14 protein-coding genes and 1 other RNA gene are annotated in these 15008 nt (G+C 59.9%); 8 read left to right on the top strand and 7 right to left on the bottom strand.

The features are described 5' to 3' along the window. Positions 1 to 30: 30 nt before the first annotated feature. Complete coding sequence (locus tag N434_RS21045; RefSeq protein WP_110760176.1) at positions 31 to 846, bottom strand: oxidoreductase; 816 nt, start codon at positions 844 to 846, stop codon at positions 31 to 33. A gap of 89 nt (positions 847 to 935) precedes the next feature. Between N434_RS21045 and N434_RS21040 the strand changes: the two genes are divergently transcribed. Beyond that, positions 936 to 1367 (top strand): winged helix-turn-helix transcriptional regulator, encoded by a 432-nt coding sequence (locus tag N434_RS21040; protein WP_110760175.1) that lies wholly within the window; start codon positions 936 to 938, stop codon positions 1365 to 1367. Positions 1368 to 1425: 58 nt separating this feature from the next. On the opposite strand, the gene rnpB is transcribed toward N434_RS21040, so the two are convergent. The 6 genes from rnpB to N434_RS21010 all read right to left on the bottom strand — a co-directional run bounded on the left by rnpB (position 1426) and on the right by N434_RS21010 (position 6777). Further along, positions 1426 to 1827: RNase P RNA component class A (rnpB, locus tag N434_RS21035), an RNA gene on the bottom strand. Between the two features lie 56 nt (positions 1828 to 1883). After that, a complete protein-coding gene (locus N434_RS21030) occupies positions 1884 to 3074 on the bottom strand; it encodes an NAD(P)/FAD-dependent oxidoreductase (protein ID WP_110760247.1) in 1191 nt (396 codons plus the stop codon). A 60-nt stretch (positions 3075 to 3134) separates the two neighbouring features. Then, the gene (locus N434_RS21025) at positions 3135 to 4322 is read right to left on the bottom strand and encodes an FAD-dependent oxidoreductase (RefSeq protein ID WP_110760174.1); all 1188 of its coding nucleotides are present in this window, start codon (positions 4320 to 4322) and stop codon (positions 3135 to 3137) included. 151 nt (positions 4323 to 4473) lie between these two features. Next, positions 4474 to 5013: a lytic transglycosylase domain-containing protein gene (locus tag N434_RS21020; protein WP_110760173.1), complete on the bottom strand. Its 540-nt coding sequence runs from the start codon at positions 5011 to 5013 to the stop codon at positions 4474 to 4476. Between the two features lie 247 nt (positions 5014 to 5260). Continuing rightward, positions 5261 to 6040 (bottom strand): N-acetylmuramoyl-L-alanine amidase, encoded by a 780-nt coding sequence (locus tag N434_RS21015; protein WP_110760172.1) that lies wholly within the window; start codon positions 6038 to 6040, stop codon positions 5261 to 5263. Beyond that, the gene (locus tag N434_RS21010; protein ID WP_065116014.1) at positions 6037 to 6777 is read right to left on the bottom strand and encodes a J domain-containing protein; all 741 of its coding nucleotides are present in this window, start codon (positions 6775 to 6777) and stop codon (positions 6037 to 6039) included. Before N434_RS21010 ends, N434_RS21015 begins: the two co-directional genes overlap by 4 nt. Before the next feature lie 331 nt (positions 6778 to 7108). On the opposite strand from N434_RS21010, the gene N434_RS21005 reads away from it, so the two are divergent. The 7 genes from N434_RS21005 (at position 7109) to N434_RS20975 (ending at position 14843) form a co-directional block, all read left to right on the top strand. Further along, positions 7109 to 8320: a pyrophosphate--fructose-6-phosphate 1-phosphotransferase gene (locus tag N434_RS21005; RefSeq protein WP_110760246.1), complete on the top strand. Its 1212-nt coding sequence runs from the start codon at positions 7109 to 7111 to the stop codon at positions 8318 to 8320. A 52-nt stretch (positions 8321 to 8372) separates the two neighbouring features. Further along, positions 8373 to 9008: a LysE family translocator gene (locus N434_RS21000; RefSeq protein WP_110760171.1), complete on the top strand. Its 636-nt coding sequence runs from the start codon at positions 8373 to 8375 to the stop codon at positions 9006 to 9008. Positions 9009 to 9132: 124 nt separating this feature from the next. Continuing rightward, the gene (locus N434_RS20995) at positions 9133 to 10197 is read left to right on the top strand and encodes a lytic transglycosylase domain-containing protein (RefSeq protein ID WP_110760170.1); all 1065 of its coding nucleotides are present in this window, start codon (positions 9133 to 9135) and stop codon (positions 10195 to 10197) included. Between the two features lie 303 nt (positions 10198 to 10500). Beyond that, positions 10501 to 11751: a BtaA family protein gene (locus N434_RS20990; RefSeq protein WP_065113781.1), complete on the top strand. Its 1251-nt coding sequence runs from the start codon at positions 10501 to 10503 to the stop codon at positions 11749 to 11751. Then, entirely contained in the window at positions 11748 to 12464 is a 717-nt protein-coding gene (locus N434_RS20985; protein WP_161991708.1) for a class I SAM-dependent methyltransferase, read from the top strand. The genes N434_RS20990 and N434_RS20985 overlap by 4 nt, the downstream gene beginning before the upstream one ends. A gap of 249 nt (positions 12465 to 12713) precedes the next feature. Next, on the top strand, positions 12714 to 13493 hold the full coding sequence (locus N434_RS20980; RefSeq protein WP_065116015.1) for a glycoside hydrolase family 25 protein: 780 nt from the start codon (positions 12714 to 12716) through the stop codon (positions 13491 to 13493). Between the two features lie 123 nt (positions 13494 to 13616). Next, positions 13617 to 14843: a lytic murein transglycosylase gene (locus N434_RS20975; RefSeq protein ID WP_110760169.1), complete on the top strand. Its 1227-nt coding sequence runs from the start codon at positions 13617 to 13619 to the stop codon at positions 14841 to 14843. Positions 14844 to 15008: the final 165 nt, after the last annotated feature.

The following is a 15008-nucleotide window of genomic DNA, read 5'->3' as shown; positions in this document are numbered from 1 at the left end:
TGGCCGGCACACGGCACCGGCAATAAAAGCTCAATCGGGAAGCCTGCTGAATTTCCGAAAGCTCCTGTCGACGAAGGACTCAGGCAGGAAGCGGCGGATGAAGCGGGCCTGCCCCGCAGCTTTTCCGGCAGTATAGCGTCGTTTGGGCGATGCCGTATTGGCGGCCTCTACGACAACTTTTGCAACCACCTCCGGGGCATCGCCCTTTTCGATGACGTCACGCATCAGTTTCTCGGCGTCCGCCCGAACCGTATCGTAGAGGGCAAGCGGCCGGTCTGGCCGTGTGATGTTTTCTTCGAAGGAGGTGCGGGTCACACCCGGCTCGACAAGCACGATGCGGATGCCCTGCGTTCGCACTTCATGGTCAAGAGATTCCGAATAGCCTTCAATGGCGTGCTTGGTCGATGCGTAAAGCGCATTATAGGGGGCTGGGATCAGCCCGAGTATGGAACTGAGGTTGACGATACGGCCGCGACGCTGCCGTCTCATGACGGGCAGAACCGCATTTGTCACGCGCATCACGCCGAACACGTTGACGTCGAATACGGCCTTCGCCTGCTCCGCCGTCGATTCTTCCGCACCGCCCAGCAAACCGATCCCGGCATTGTTGACGAGAAGATCGATCCTTCCTGCGCGGCTCAAAACCTCGTCCACCGCACGCCGCACGGACGCATCGTCGGTAACGTCGCAGATCAGCATCGTGATCCCATCCTCGATGTCGGGCATCGGCTTTCGGCTGGTGCCGAACACACGGTAACCGTCGCGCCGGAGCGCCTGCGCCGTCACCAGCCCGATGCCGGAGGATGCGCCCGTCACCAGGGCAATGCCGCGTTCTGTCTTGCTCATCTGCGTCCACTTTCATTTTGTTATGGAACAACAATGAACATTGAGTTACTATCAAATCGATACAAAGTCACTACTAAAAAGATATCAACATGAAAAATCTCTCGGACCAGCCCTGCCTCATCGCCCGCAGCCTCGCCCTTGTCGGCGACGCCTGGAGCATGCTGATCATGCGCGATGCCCATGCGGGCCTCACCCGCTTCGATGATTTTCGCAAGAGCCTCGGCATCGCGCCGACGATGCTCACAGCGCGGCTTTCATCGCTGACCGAAGAGGGATTACTGGTGAAACGCCGTTATTCCGATCGTCCGCCACGCTACGAATATATGTTGACGGAAGCCGGCCGCGATTTTCTGCCGGTCCTCTTTGCAATAGGCGCATGGGGAAACAAACATCGCGGCGGCGGTGAGGTAACCCGTTTTTTCGACGCTGAGACCGGAACGGAAATCGATCCCGTCACCATAGACCGCGTGACCGGCGCTCCAGTCGGAACCCGTCCCATTCGTGTAGCTAAACCCGAATGAGCACCTTCACCGCAAGTGCGCCGGATTAACAGAGAGGCATCGCACACAGGTGGGAAAATTCGCCAGTTGGCCTGTAAGCCGGGTTCTGTATGGCCCCGGTTTGACCCGGAACGTGGCAGCCATTCATCTGGGACGGCATTTGCATGCCGCCTCTCGCAACCCACCCGGATGACGGGCCCGGAAACCGGCTGTGAACGGGCTTTCGCCCATCCCGTGTCATCCCTATTCGGTCTTGCTCCCGGTGGGGTTTACCTTGCCACCACTGTCACCAGCGGCGCGGTGGGCTCTTACCCCACCCTTTCACCCTTACCATGCGATGCATGGCGGTTTGCTCTCTGTGGCACTTTCCCTGGGGTCGCCCCCGCCGGACGTTATCCGGCACCGTATTTCCGTGGAGCCCGGACTTTCCTCACCTTACCGTCTTTCGACATTGGTAAAGCGCGGCTGCCCGGCCAACTGGCATGGGCTGCATAACCATGTTCCGGAGCGAAAGCCACCGAAAAGCGCAATCAAGGATCAAAGAAATGCCGGCGTGAAATCCGTCGTGAAAGCACGATCGGCGATTTTTCCATCCCGCAGCAGCGTGGCACCCAGCCGCCCGATCTCGTCGGAACTCTTCGCCGCGGTGCCATTGCCGCCGGTGAGAACCGCGATATGCGGTGAGGCGGTAAAACCGATGGCGGGATAACCACTCCGGGTTTTGGAGACGACGCAGGCGGCCATCGAGACACGCGAGAGATCGACGGAAGGCACCAGCGTTTCGACGATGGCCGACAGATGATCCCGCACGCTTTCACGTCCGCCGGACCGGAACCATTCCCGGATTTCAGGGTCGCTGCCGACCGCCTTGTCATCGGGATCACCGCCGATTTTCAGATAGAATTTGCCATCGGGATAACGCACCGGCGGCAGAAGATAGATATGTTTCGTGGTGTCGCGCGGCTCGTAGATCAGCGACGGCATAGCCGCATATTGCCCAAGATCGGCTTCGTCAATCTCGAAGAAGGCGACGGTCCGCGCATAGACATTGAGCGCGACCGGCTGCGGCAGCAGGTCTTTCGTGATCGAGAACCCGCCGGCCGCCACCAGCACCCGGTCTGCGGTATAAACCGCACCGGAAGCCGTCCGCACCGAAGCGCGACCATCCTCTTCCCGCGTCGAGACGACGATATCGTCGATCAGCCTAACGCCGGCCTTTTCCGCCAGAACCGCCTGTGCTTTCACCAGCGCACGTGGATTGACGTATCCGGCATTGTCCCTTTCGAAGACACCTTCGCAGCCCGGCTCGAAAGAGAAATAGGGAAACCGGCTTTTCAGGTTTTCCCCATCCAGCAATTCCGTCGAAACACCGAGCCGCGTCGCTGCCTTGAGAACACCATCGATAAAGGGATTGCCGCCGCCCCGCTGAGGCCCCACCATCAGGCAACCGACCGGCGCGTAAAATTCCACGCCGCTTCTCGCGGCAATATCGGCATAACGCGCAATCGAGCGGTTGGCGAGCAGCGCCCAGTCGGCATCACCATCGATGGTGCGGGTAATCCGCGCCTCATCATAATGACTGGCGAAAATGCCCTGATGTGATTTGATATCGGCAGGTTCGCCGGGGCCGATCAGCGCCACGCCATCCACCGTTTCCGCCAGATGGCGGGCGGCGGCGGCACCCATCATGCCGCGACCCACGACGATATAGTTGAAATGTCCCGACATGCCGCCCCTCTTCATCCACCCTGTTCAGTAGCAACCTTGTAGCCGCTTCGCAGAAGGATGTCAGATGAAAACCGGCGACATTTCGGCCGCGAATTCATCCTCGGTCAGTTGACCGCTCGCAAGCAGCACGGCACCCAGCCGCCCGATCTCGTCCGAAGACTTGGCGGAGACGAAATTGCCACCCGTCAGAACTGCGATATTGGAGGATTGTGTATAGCCTATATAGGGATAACCGCTGCGGGTAATGGATGCGACACAGGAGCCGGAGGTCACGGGGCAGCCGGCAAGTTCGGGCATCAGCGACAGGGCCTTCCTCGTCAGGAATTCCACCTCACCCGGCGTGCCGTCGGAATGGAACCAGTCCACCGCCTCGGCCAGCGTCTCAAGCCTGCCCTTCTCGCTTTCGCCGCCGATCTTCAGATAGATCTTGCCATCGGGATATCGCACCGGCGGCAGGATGTAGACGATGTCGTCCTCCGTTTCCGCCAGCACGATGGTCGACGGCATGGCGCCGAATATCGCCTGCCTTGCCTCATCCAGCTCGAAAAATACGATGGTGCGACCGGTGGCCGCCATGTCGACCGGCGAAGGCAAAAGCTCAGCCATGTTGGTGAAACCGCCTGCGGCCACGATGACCTTTTCAGCGGTGTGAACAGTACCTTCCCGCGTTACCACTTCGACACCGTGGGAGGTGTCGTGAATATGCGCTGCGGTCTCGCCCACCAGATGCGTACCCTGCGCCCCGGCAATCGAACACTGCGCCTTTACCAAGGCGCGGGGATTGATGTGGCCGGCATTACGGGCCTCGAAGCTGCCACCGTGATCGGCGGGTAACGAGAACATCGGAAACCGGCCAGCCAGCGCCTCAGTGCCGAGCGTTTCCACGCCAAGACCGAGACGACCGGCCGAAGAAAGCGCCCGCGACACATAGTCTCCCGCAAGCCCCTTGCCGTTTCCGGTAAACAGGCAGCCGGCTTCGGTAAAGAAGCGGATACCGCTCTTGGCCTCGATCTCGGCGTAACGCCGGATGGAACGCTGCGCGAGTTCCGCCCAGACAGGGTCGCCATCAAACCCACGGGTGATACGTGCTTCGTCGTAATGGCTTGAAAACACGCCCTTATGGCTCTTGCGATCGGCGGGTTCGCCCGGTCCGATCAGCGCCACGCCTTCCGTTTGCGCAGAAAGGTGCCGCGCAGCGGCAGCCCCCATCATCCCGGCCCCGACCACGATATATTTGAAATCCGGCATGACATGCTCCGTATCAGATTTGCTCCTGACTACAGCATGCCCGCGCGAACCGGAATCGCTTTTCGCAAAACCATGGGGCGCGGTCGCATTTCCGGACGGAAAACAGCACCGCTTTTCCGGGAAAGGCTTCCGGGAAAGATAAGCGCAGGTCTCAACCGGCCAGCAGCGCCTGCACCTTGCCGCAATAACGCTTGGACACCGGGTTCATGCGCGTGGCGCCATGGCCGGCATTATACCGCAGGATCGTGCTGCAAACCTCGCCGCCGCCAAGCTGATGGGCAGTTGCCAGATATTGCATGCCCCAGCGAATATTGGTCTCGGGATCGTAGAGCGCCTTTGTCGTACCTCGAAAACCCATCATGCGCGCCGTTGCCGGCTTGATCTGCATCAGCCCGACCTCGCCGGCGCTGCCGCGGGCCTTCGGGTTGAACTTGCTTTCCACCGAAACCACGGCATGCGCCAGATTGGTGGGAACGCCGTAACGCTTGGCATATTTGACGATCAGATCGGAATAATCGTTCCTGAGGGAGGAAGGCAGGCTCTTTTCCGGAATGGGATAACCGGACTTGCGGAAGAAGGTCTCCAGCGTCACGGTCTTGGTCTTGACGTCCTCGTCTTTGGCAAAAGCAATCCCCGCCTGTGAAACGAGCATAACAACACCCGCCGCAACAGCAACAACAACCCTGTTCATATGTAGAAAAAGTCTCCAGATCGGATGACGGTAACAGTGAAGCGACACAAATATTCAACGCCCGGAAAGTCGATCCCGACTTTCCGCTGTCCAGTCTCCTTGATTGATATTGACGGCAGGTTCCCCTGAAGAACGTCACCGCATGCAGTGACGTTCTTAAACTTCTTCAATGCGGATTATCTGTGGCACAACAAAAAAAGCGACTTGAACAGCCGGAAAACGGGGAACGCTTTTCCAGAATCTGCCTTCAGACGACCGAAAATTTCGGAAGGCTGGCAATCAGCCGGTGCAACGTGTCGATGGTGGAAAAATCCGCGATGCCATCCACCAGAGCCGGACGGAAATGCCGCTGGAAGGCAGCAACGGCGCCTTCGGTTTTCTCGCAATAAGCGCCTGTAATTTCAACGCCATATCCATAAATGGACAACATCGACTGAAGTGCTTCGACGGGCTGGCCATGGTCACCACGCTGGAAAAAGCGGCCGCCGCGGATCGGCGCGGGCTCCACCCAATGGCCGACACCGTGCTGCGACAGGATGTCCCACGGGAATTTCTCACCCGGATCGACCTTGCGGATCGGCGCTACATCCGAGTGGGCAAGCACCCTTTCAGGCGCGATGGACCATCGCTGGCCGCAATCGCGACACAATTCGATGACGGCCGCCACCTGCTCCCTCGGGAATTCAGGCAGACCGCCCGGATGACCCTTATTGGCGATTTCGATGCCGATGGAGCGGGAATTGATGTCTTCATGCCCTGCCCAGACGCTCTTGCCCGCATGCCAGGCACGGCGGGTTTCCGGAACCAGCTGAACAACCCGCCCGTCCTCGAAGACGAAATAATGGCTGGAGACCTGACTTTCCGGATTGCAGAGCCACGACAGCGCGCCATCGGCGGTCGTCATGCCGGTATAGTGCAGAAGAATGATATCCGGCCCGGCCACATCAAGCCTTTCGCCATGGTTAGGCGAAGGCGCAACGGCCGCGCCCCCGAAATCCGGGGTAAAATCCGGCAGACATTCACTCATGCGACGCGGCGTTCTTTCTCTATGGCCGCATAGGCGGCATTAAGAGCCGCCATACGCTCATTCGCCGCCGCATGCAATTCCATGGGAACGCCGCGCGCGATGAGCTTGTCCGGATGGTGCTCGGCAACAAGCGAACGGTAACGTTTGCGAATGTCGGAGAAATCGTCGGAAGGCGAAACGCCAAGTACGCGGTAGGGATCGCGCCCGTCCATGTGGACGTGCCGCGCCATGATCGTTTCGAAGTGATCTTCGGTGATATGGAAGATTTCCGCGATACGGCCAAGGAAAGCCAGTTCCCGCTCGTGGATCAGCCCATCGGCCTTGGCGATATGGAACAGGCCATCGATGACGCTTTCCAGCATCTCGCAATTGTCATGGCCGGAACCGCACAGACCCGCGAGCCGCTCCGCATAGGCCTCGTAACCGGCGACATCCTGACGGGCAAGATTATAAAGACGGGCGACGTTCCTGGCTTCTTCTTCCGGAAAATCGAATATCTGCCGGAAGGCGCGCACCTCGGCATCGTTGACGACGCCGTCGGCTTTCGCCATCTTGGCGGAGAGCGCGATGATCGCCACGGAGAACGAAACTTTGCGGCGTGTTTCCGGGTCACCCTCGAACAGGGTGCGGATGGCTTCCACAACGCGCCCGAGCGCACCGCCCGCCGCGTCGCCGATTGCGCCGAGCAGCCGTTCCCACAGGGATGAAATTTGCAGACAGGCGAAATCGAACATCATGGCGACAAGCATGACGGGATATCGCCGCGAATGCAATATGTCGAGGGGGCCAGCGGCATTAACTTTTATTCATCTTTGCGACAGTTTTGCTTCAGGAACAAGAGCGCGGGAAACGGCGCAACCGAGGTTTTCCACAGGCGCAGCAATCGGACATGGGCGCGTGGCGGCTTCGATGCGGATTGAAACGATTATATTCGACGGGTTTCCTCAAGCCGCTGAAAAACCGCGAGAAATCGGCGTTTTTCTTCATAAATTCACTTTACACCTACACGCGGCTGTCGCATCCATTTGCCAGACATGTCTTTGGGTATACGTGAAAAGGAGAGCCATGATGGCCAAACAGAAAGTCGCAATGCTGACCGCGGGTGGCCTTGCGCCCTGTCTCTCTTCGGCCGTTGGCGGCCTGATCGAGCGCTATAGCGACATCGCGCCTGAAATCGACATCGTGGCCTATCGCTCCGGCTATCAGGGCGTGCTTCTCGGCGACCGTATCGAGATCACGGCGGACATGCGGGAGAAGGCGCATCTCCTGCACCGCTATGGCGGCTCGCCGATCGGCAACAGCCGCGTCAAGCTCACCAACGCCGCCGATTGCGCCAAGCGTGGCCTCGTCAAGGAAGGCGACAATCCGCTGCGCGTCGCCGCCGAACGGCTGGCCGCAGATGGCATCACCATTCTCCACACCATCGGCGGTGACGACACCAACACGACGGCCGCCGACCTCGCCGCCTATCTCGGTGCCAACGGTTACGACCTTACCGTCGTCGGCCTGCCGAAGACGGTGGACAATGACGTTGTACCGATCAAGCAGTCGCTTGGCGCCTGGACGGCTGCCGAAGTCGGCGCCTCCTTCTTCGATAATGTCAGCAACGAACAGAGTGCGGCGCCGAAGACCTTCGTCATCCACGAAGTCATGGGCCGCCATTGCGGCTGGCTGACGGCCGCCACCGCCCGCGCCTATATCCAGAAGACCAGCGGCAATGAATATGTCGAAGGTCTGATGATGAACACGCAGATGAAGAACATCGACGGCATCTATCTGCCGGAAATGGCCTTCGACATCGAAGCGGAAGCCGAGCGTCTGAAAGAGATCATGGACAGGAACGGCTATGTCACCCTGTTCGTGTCGGAAGGTGCGGGCCTCGATTCCATCGTCGCGGAACGCGAAGCGTCCGGCGAAGCCGTCAAGCGCGATGCCTTCGGCCATGTGAAGATCGACACCATCAATGTCGGTGGCTGGTTCCAGAAGCAGTTCGCGAGCCTCATCGGCGCCGAACGCTCCATGGTGCAGAAATCAGGCTATTTCGCCCGTTCCGCCGCCGCCAACGGCGAGGACCTGCGCCTCATCCAGGGCATGGTCGATCTCGCCGTCGAAAGCGCCCTCAACAAGGTTTCCGGCGTTACCGGCCATGACGAAGACCAGAAAGGCAAATTGCGGACCATCGAGTTTCCGCGTATCAAGGGTGGAAAGCATTTCGACCTCTCTGCAAAATGGTTTACCGAAGTGATGGAACACGTCGGTCAGCCGTTCACAGCGGCCTGATTTTACGATAGTCTAAAATAAGACGGCGACAGGGAGGGCAAGGAGGAAGAGAATGTCTGGACAGGCCTGGCTGATTTTTTGTGCAGCATGTGCCGTTGTGTTCGCACTTCCCTCTCCCCTTGTATTCTCTGTTGCCTCCTATGCCGCCATTCGCGGCAGGAAGACGATTTTCGCCTCTGTCAGCGGCGGCGCCCTCGGTATCGTCACGACCATGACGATTTCAGCCATTCCGGTGGCCGGCCTCACCTATCTGCCGCAAGCCTTCGTTGAAATCGTGCAATGGGCCGGTATTGGCTGGCTTATGCTGTTTTTCCTGTGGACCTTCGCCACGCCCGCCGCCCAGGCAGCCAATGCCGACAACGACAATCTGCCCGGCAAATCATGGATCGGCATTTTCAGCGATTGTTACGCCATCGCCGCGCTGCGCCCGCGCTATTTCGCATTCTTTCTGGCGCTGCTGCCGCAATTCGTTTCCACCTCCGGCAACGCCGTTGAAGCGTTCGCCATGGCGCAGGCAGCAACCCTGCTTCTGGCGCTTGCCATGCTGACGGCGCAGGCGCTGTTTGCCGCCTCGACGCTGGCGCTGGTGCGCCGCATGTCGGGCGAGAAAAAAATCAGGCCGAAATACCGTACCCACTTCATTTCCGGCCGTGCCGTCAGCGCCGGATACAGGCGCATTGCAGCCTGAAAAACCGGGAGATTACTCCCGGCTTGCCGCTTTCCTTACAATAGGTTAATGAAGGCTCGACGGGACACTGCCTGCTTCGCTCGACGCGGGGGTATCGAAAGACAGGCATAACGAAGGCGGCAACATGCGAAATTCGGGCAAATTCCGCGGAAGAAGGACACTTCTTCTGTCTTCCACCGTGGGCCTGGCACTGGCATTGGCCGGATGCACCAGCGTCGAATATACCGCGAAGGAAGGGCCTGACGGCCCGAAGATCGCCACGGTTCACCCCGCCACTTCCGGCCAGCCGGCCGCACAGTCGGCAACGGCAGAGACCCCGGCCGGCATCGCTCCGGCAACGCAGACCGCCGAAGCCTCTTCTCACCCTGCGGAACTTCCGACTGCCGTCGCCGTCAAGGGCGGCCGCGTCGCACTGCCGCCGGCATCCGAAATCGCCGCTGCGGCCGCCATCTCTGCCCAGATGCAACCGCAACAGAACGAGATGGCGCAGGCCACCGTGATGACGTCTGCGCCGACCACGGCCGCGGCTCTCGCACCGACAGGCGCCGCTCCGGCCGCAGCCGCAATCGAAACGGCTGACATGGCGGCAAAGTCCGCACCCCACAATGCCGCCGCAGACCTGCCGCAGGTGGTTGCCGTCAAGGGCAGCTTCCCGCCCGCGCCGCCACCGCCCGGTTCACCCTCCATCGGCACCGAACTGACGGCGGAGCGGAAGGTCGTTCCGCTGCCGAAGCCGGATAGCGCGGTTCTGGCCTATGCCGCCGGCCCCACCAATGCCGCCCTTGCCGCCATCCGGCAGAACGAAACGATGACGGCGCCGCTCAGATCGGCGCCAGCCGGACGCGAGAAGCTGAGCGGGCTGATTTCCAAATACGCCACCATGTATGACGTGCCGGAAGATCTGGTACACCGCGTGGTGCAGCGTGAAAGCATGTATAATCCCGGCGCCTATAATGGCGGCCATTTCGGCCTGATGCAGATCAAGCACGCCACGGCCCGCTCCATGGGCTTCGACGGCCCGGCGTCTGGCCTGTTCGATGCCGAAACCAACCTGAAATATGCCGTCAAATACCTGCGCGGCGCATGGCTTGTCGCCGATAACAACCGCGACAACGCGGTCCGCCTTTATGCGCGCGGTTATTATTACGACGCCAAGCGCAAGGGCATGCTGCACGTCCTGCGCAAATAATGGTTTCAGGCTGTTCCGGGAATGCCGTTCAAATAGGAACGGTCTGCCGGAACGCCCGCCCATAAGCCTCGAAAACAACACCTCCGCCGCCCTCGGGCCTGCCCCGGGAACCTGCCATTGCAACGGGCTTTGATTCTTCGGCTCAAAACCGGGGATGGCTTGCATGACGGACCTTGGCCATCAACCCGGGGCACCGTCCGCTTTCCCATCGTCTTTTCGATTCCTGCCTCAGCCCACAGGCCCTGTCATCAAACTGTAGCGTCACGGCTGTAGAGGCCTCTCAATCGACTGAGAGGTGAACATATGACGAGTGCGGCACCCAAGACCGGCTTCAGCAAAAACACGAAACTGAAGTCCGCATTGCTCCAGCACAAGGCACTCTCGAAAAGCGGCCTTTCCGAACGGTTCTTCGGAGTTCTTTTTTCCGGTCTCGTCTACCCTCAAATCTGGGAAGACCCGGAAATCGACATGGAAGCGATGGAGCTTGGCGAAGGTCACCGCATCGTCACCATCGGCTCCGGCGGCTGCAACATGCTGGCCTATCTCTCCCGCAACCCTGCCAGCATCGATGTCGTGGATTTGAACCCGCATCACATCGCCCTCAACAAGCTGAAGCTCGCCGCCTTCCGCCACCTTCCCGCCCATCAGGATGTCGTGCGCCACTTCGGCCGCGCCAATACCCGCAGCAACAGCCATGGCTATGACCGTTTCATCGCCGACCACCTCGACGATACGACCAAGGCCTATTGGTCGAAGCGCACGCTGACCGGCCGCCGCCGCATTTCTGTGTTTGACCGGAATATCTATCGCACCGGTCTGCTCGGCCGTTTCATCGGCGCCGGCCACCTCATGGCCCGCCTGCACGGCGTGAAGCTCACCGAAATGGCCAACAGCCGTACACTGGACGAACAGCGCCAGTTCTTCGACAGCAAGGTCGCACCGCTGTTCGACAAGCCGGTGGTGCGCTGGCTGACGAAGCGCAAAAGCTCGCTGTTCGGCCTCGGCATTCCGCCCCGCCAATATGACGAGCTCGCAAGCCTTTCCGCAAATGGCACGGTTGCCGCCGTGCTCAAGGAGCGGCTGGAAAAGCTTGCCTGCAACTTTCCGCTCAGCGACAATTATTTCGCCTGGCAGGCCTTCGCACGCCGTTATCCCGAGCCGCATGAGGGTGCCCTGCCCGCCTATCTCAAGCCGGAATATTACGAAACGATCCGCAACAACACCGCCCGCGTCGCCGTGCATCATGCCACCTATACCGAGCTTCTTTCCAAGAAACCGGCAAGCGCCGTCGACCGCTATATCCTGCTCGACGCGCAGGACTGGATGACGGACGCGCAGCTCAACGAATTATGGTCGCAGATCAGCCGCACCGCCGCAGCCGGCGCGCGCGTCATCTTCCGCACCGCCGCCGAAAAAAGCGTCATCGAAGGCCGGCTCTCCACCGACATCCGCAACCAGTGGGTCTACCTCGAAGAGCGCTCGAAAGAGCTGAACGCCATGGACCGCTCGGCCATCTATGGCGGCTTCCATATCTATCAAAGGGCTATGGCATGAAAACCATCGGCGAGAATGTGGGCCTTGCAGACAGCGCGCATGCGGGCCTGATGGACCGCATGTATCGCCATCAGCGGCATATCTACGATATCACCCGCAAATATTACCTGCTCGGCCGCGACAGGACCATTTCCAGTCTCGACGTGCCGAAGGGCGGCACGCTGCTGGAAGTCGGCTGCGGCACCGGCCGCAACCTGCTGCTGGCCAGCCGCAAATTTCCCCAGGCCAGACTGTTCGGCCTTGATATTTCCGCCGAAATGCTGCTGACCGCATCCGAGAATTTTGCCGGCAAGGCAGAGCGTCCGCTTTTGCGCGTGGCCGACGCCACCGCCTTCCGTGCCGCCGAATTCGGTCAGCCCGACGGTTTCGACCGTGTCATGATCCCCTATGCGCTGTCCATGATACCGGACTGGGAAAAAGCGATCGAACAGGCGCTCACGGCCCTGAAACCCGGCGGCTCCCTGCATATCGTCGATTTCGGCCAGCAGGAGCAATTGCCGAAGTGGTTCCGCACTCTTCTGCAGGCATGGCTCACCCGTTTTCACGTCACGCCCCGCGCCAATCTTCGTTACGTTCTGGCCAATATGGCCGGTCGTTTCGATGGCAATCTGGAATTCGAGGAGATCGCCCGCGGTTATGCGTGGCGGGCCGTCATCACGCTTCCCGTGCCCCAGGAGCAACCGAAAATCAGCCGCATCCTGGCCGACGCCTGATTCTCGAAGGGATTTCAGCACCTCAGCCCGCGCAGCGGCAGCGGCGGGCTTTGGGGCGTTTCCTGCGGCGCTGATCGGCCATTGCCGCCACAAAAACGCAAATCGCTTCAAATCCAGTGGCTTGCAGGGCGCAAAAAGGCGCGGTGCCTCTTGCCATAACCGCTTGTTTACCATGTTATGGGTAAATCGGGAGATGCGGCGCGCCATTTTTGCGGCCGTGGGATGGACAACACTTTCTTCAGGGTTCCAATGCGGCTGCGTTTATCGGCACTTTTGTCGGCTTTGCTGTTGATCGGCGGCTGCACATCCACGAGTTATGACCTGCTTGAAACCGCATCCGTTTCCAAGCCGAAATTTTCCGATACCGATCCGCAGGATTTCGGCATGAACAACCCGCACCGTCATGAGGTGCATGGCATCGACGTATCCAAATGGAATGGCGATGTCGACTGGCCGACCGTGCGCAAGTCTGGCGTCTCCTTCGTCTTCATCAAGGCGACGGAGGGATCGGATCGCATCGACCCGAAATTCGGTGACCATTGGCGCAGCGCCGCAGCGGCGAATATCCTGCACGCGCCCTATCATTTCTATTATTTCTGCTCGACCGCCGACGCGCAGGCCGACTGGTTCATCCGCAACGTGCCGAAGGACGCCGTCACCCTGCCGCCGGTTCTCGACGTGGAATGGAACCCGGCCTCGCCCACCTGCAAGACGCGCCCGGCGCCCGGCATCGTTCGCGCCGAGATGCAGCGTTTCCTCGACCGTATCGAGGCGCATTATGGCAAACGCCCGATCATCTATACCTCGGTCGATTTCCACCGCGACAATCTCGTCGGCCAGTTCAAGGACTATCATTTCTGGGTGCGCTCCGTCGCCGCGCATCCGACCAAGATCTATGAAGACCGGCAATGGGCCTTCTGGCAATATACGGCAACCGGCGTCGTGCCCGGCGTGAACGGTCCGACCGATATCAATGTCTTTGCCGGCAGCGAGAAAAACTGGCGTAAATGGGTCGCTTCCGCCAAATAAACACGGCCAAGAAGCAACACATTCAAAAAAACCGCGTTCTCACCTGTCGCCAGACCGCGAGACCCGTTTTTTTGTCGCAAACATATGGGTAAAGCGGGCCTACAACCCATTGAGGAAATTCCCATGTCCACCTTCCGGTCGCGCAGCATCGTTTTTGCCGCCGCTTTGTCGCTTCTTTCCACCGGCTCCGCCTTCGCCACGCCACCCGTGGCCTCGCCTGACGATCCCAAGCAGGTTGCCTGCGGCGGTGATCTCGGCGCCTTCCTTGAAGGCGTAAAGGCCGACGCGCTCGCCAAAGGCATTCCGGCCGATGCGATCCAGAAGGCGCTTGCCGGCGCGCAGGTCGACCCGAAGGTGCTCTCGCGTGACCGCGCGCAGGGTGTGTTCCGCCAGACCTTCCTGGAGTTCTCCCAGCGTACCGTCAGCCAGGCTCGCCTCGATATCGGCCGCAGGAAGCTGCAGGAACTCTCCTCCACCTTCGCCCGCGCCGAAAGTGAATACGGTGTACCGGCCGGCGTCATCGCCGCCTTCTGGGCCATGGAAACCGATTTCGGCGCCGTTCAGGGCGATTTCAACACCCGCAACGCGCTGGTGACCCTCTCGCATGATTGCCGTCGCCCGGAACTTTTCCGTCCGCAGCTGCTGGCGCTGATCGAAATGGTCCAGCACGGCGACCTCGATCCCGCCACCAATACCGGCGCATGGGCGGGCGAAATCGGTCAGGTGCAGATGCTGCCCAAGGACATCATCGCCTTCGGCGTTGATGGAGACGGCGACGGGCATATCAACGTCAAGAGCAGCGCCCCGGATGCCATTCTGACGGCGGCCAAATTCATCCAGCATCTCGGCTTCAAGAAGGGCGAACCCTGGATTCAGGAAGTCTCCCTGCCGGAAAACCTGCCCTGGGAAAAATCCGGCCTCGGCGGTCCGCTGACCGCCGGTGAATGGTTTGCGCTGGGCGTAACCCCGCGTGACGGCAACAGGAACTTCGCCTCCCTGCCCGCGGCCCTCATCATGCCGCAGGGCCGCAAGGGACCGACCTTCATCACCTATCCGAATTTCAACATCTATCTGGAATGGAACCAGTCGTTCATCTACACGACATCGGCCGCCTATTTCGCCACCCGCCTGATGGGCTCCCCTGTCTACAACAAGGGTAATCCCGAGCCCGGCTTCGATGACGCGACCATGAAAGAGCTTCAGACCAAGCTTGAGGCGCGCGGACACAATGTCGGCAAGGTGGATGGCATTCTCGGTTCCGGCACCCGCGTCGCCATCCAGAAGGAGCAACAGCGCCTCGGCATGCCCGCGGATGGCTGGCCGTCGGCCGCGCTTCTGCAGGCGCTTTAAGCAATCTTAACGGCGCTGCCAGGCCTTTAATCTGTGAGCCGGAATCAAGGCGGAAATCGTTAATCTCGACCGGATGACTGGGGATAACACCCCGGTCATTTACTTTTTTTAAACATATGAAGCACTGCGTGATAAGAAAATAATCTTTTATTTTCAATATATTAT

It is taken from the genome of Rhizobium sp. UGM030330-04, from assembly GCF_003208455.1.
Taxonomy (GTDB): Bacteria; Pseudomonadota; Alphaproteobacteria; order Rhizobiales; family Rhizobiaceae; genus Agrobacterium; species Agrobacterium rhizogenes_A.
Note: the sequence above shows the minus strand (reverse complement) of the source record. Positions and strands in the feature narration are given on the sequence as shown.

What these genes read in the sequence shown, in the direction of transcription:
- N434_RS21030 (WP_110760247.1), bottom strand. Translation starts at nt 3,074, where the DNA reads ATGTCGGGACATTTCAACTATATCGTCGTGGGTCGCGGCATGATGGGT.
- N434_RS21020 (WP_110760173.1), bottom strand. Translation starts at nt 5,013, where the DNA reads ATGAACAGGGTTGTTGTTGCTGTTGCGGCGGGTGTTGTTATGCTCGTT.
- N434_RS21025 (WP_110760174.1), bottom strand. Translation starts at nt 4,322, where the DNA reads ATGCCGGATTTCAAATATATCGTGGTCGGGGCCGGGATGATGGGGGCT.
- N434_RS21040 (WP_110760175.1), top strand. Translation starts at nt 936, where the DNA reads ATGAAAAATCTCTCGGACCAGCCCTGCCTCATCGCCCGCAGCCTCGCC.
- N434_RS20985 (WP_161991708.1), top strand. Translation starts at nt 11,748, where the DNA reads ATGAAAACCATCGGCGAGAATGTGGGCCTTGCAGACAGCGCGCATGCG.
- N434_RS20975 (WP_110760169.1), top strand. Translation starts at nt 13,617, where the DNA reads ATGTCCACCTTCCGGTCGCGCAGCATCGTTTTTGCCGCCGCTTTGTCG.
- N434_RS21045 (WP_110760176.1), bottom strand. Translation starts at nt 846, where the DNA reads ATGAGCAAGACAGAACGCGGCATTGCCCTGGTGACGGGCGCATCCTCC.
- N434_RS20990 (WP_065113781.1), top strand. Translation starts at nt 10,501, where the DNA reads ATGACGAGTGCGGCACCCAAGACCGGCTTCAGCAAAAACACGAAACTG.
- N434_RS21005 (WP_110760246.1), top strand. Translation starts at nt 7,109, where the DNA reads ATGGCCAAACAGAAAGTCGCAATGCTGACCGCGGGTGGCCTTGCGCCC.
- N434_RS21010 (WP_065116014.1), bottom strand. Translation starts at nt 6,777, where the DNA reads ATGATGTTCGATTTCGCCTGTCTGCAAATTTCATCCCTGTGGGAACGG.
- N434_RS21000 (WP_110760171.1), top strand. Translation starts at nt 8,373, where the DNA reads ATGTCTGGACAGGCCTGGCTGATTTTTTGTGCAGCATGTGCCGTTGTG.
- N434_RS21015 (WP_110760172.1), bottom strand. Translation starts at nt 6,040, where the DNA reads ATGAGTGAATGTCTGCCGGATTTTACCCCGGATTTCGGGGGCGCGGCC.
- N434_RS20980 (WP_065116015.1), top strand. Translation starts at nt 12,714, where the DNA reads ATGCGGCTGCGTTTATCGGCACTTTTGTCGGCTTTGCTGTTGATCGGC.
- N434_RS20995 (WP_110760170.1), top strand. Translation starts at nt 9,133, where the DNA reads ATGCGAAATTCGGGCAAATTCCGCGGAAGAAGGACACTTCTTCTGTCT.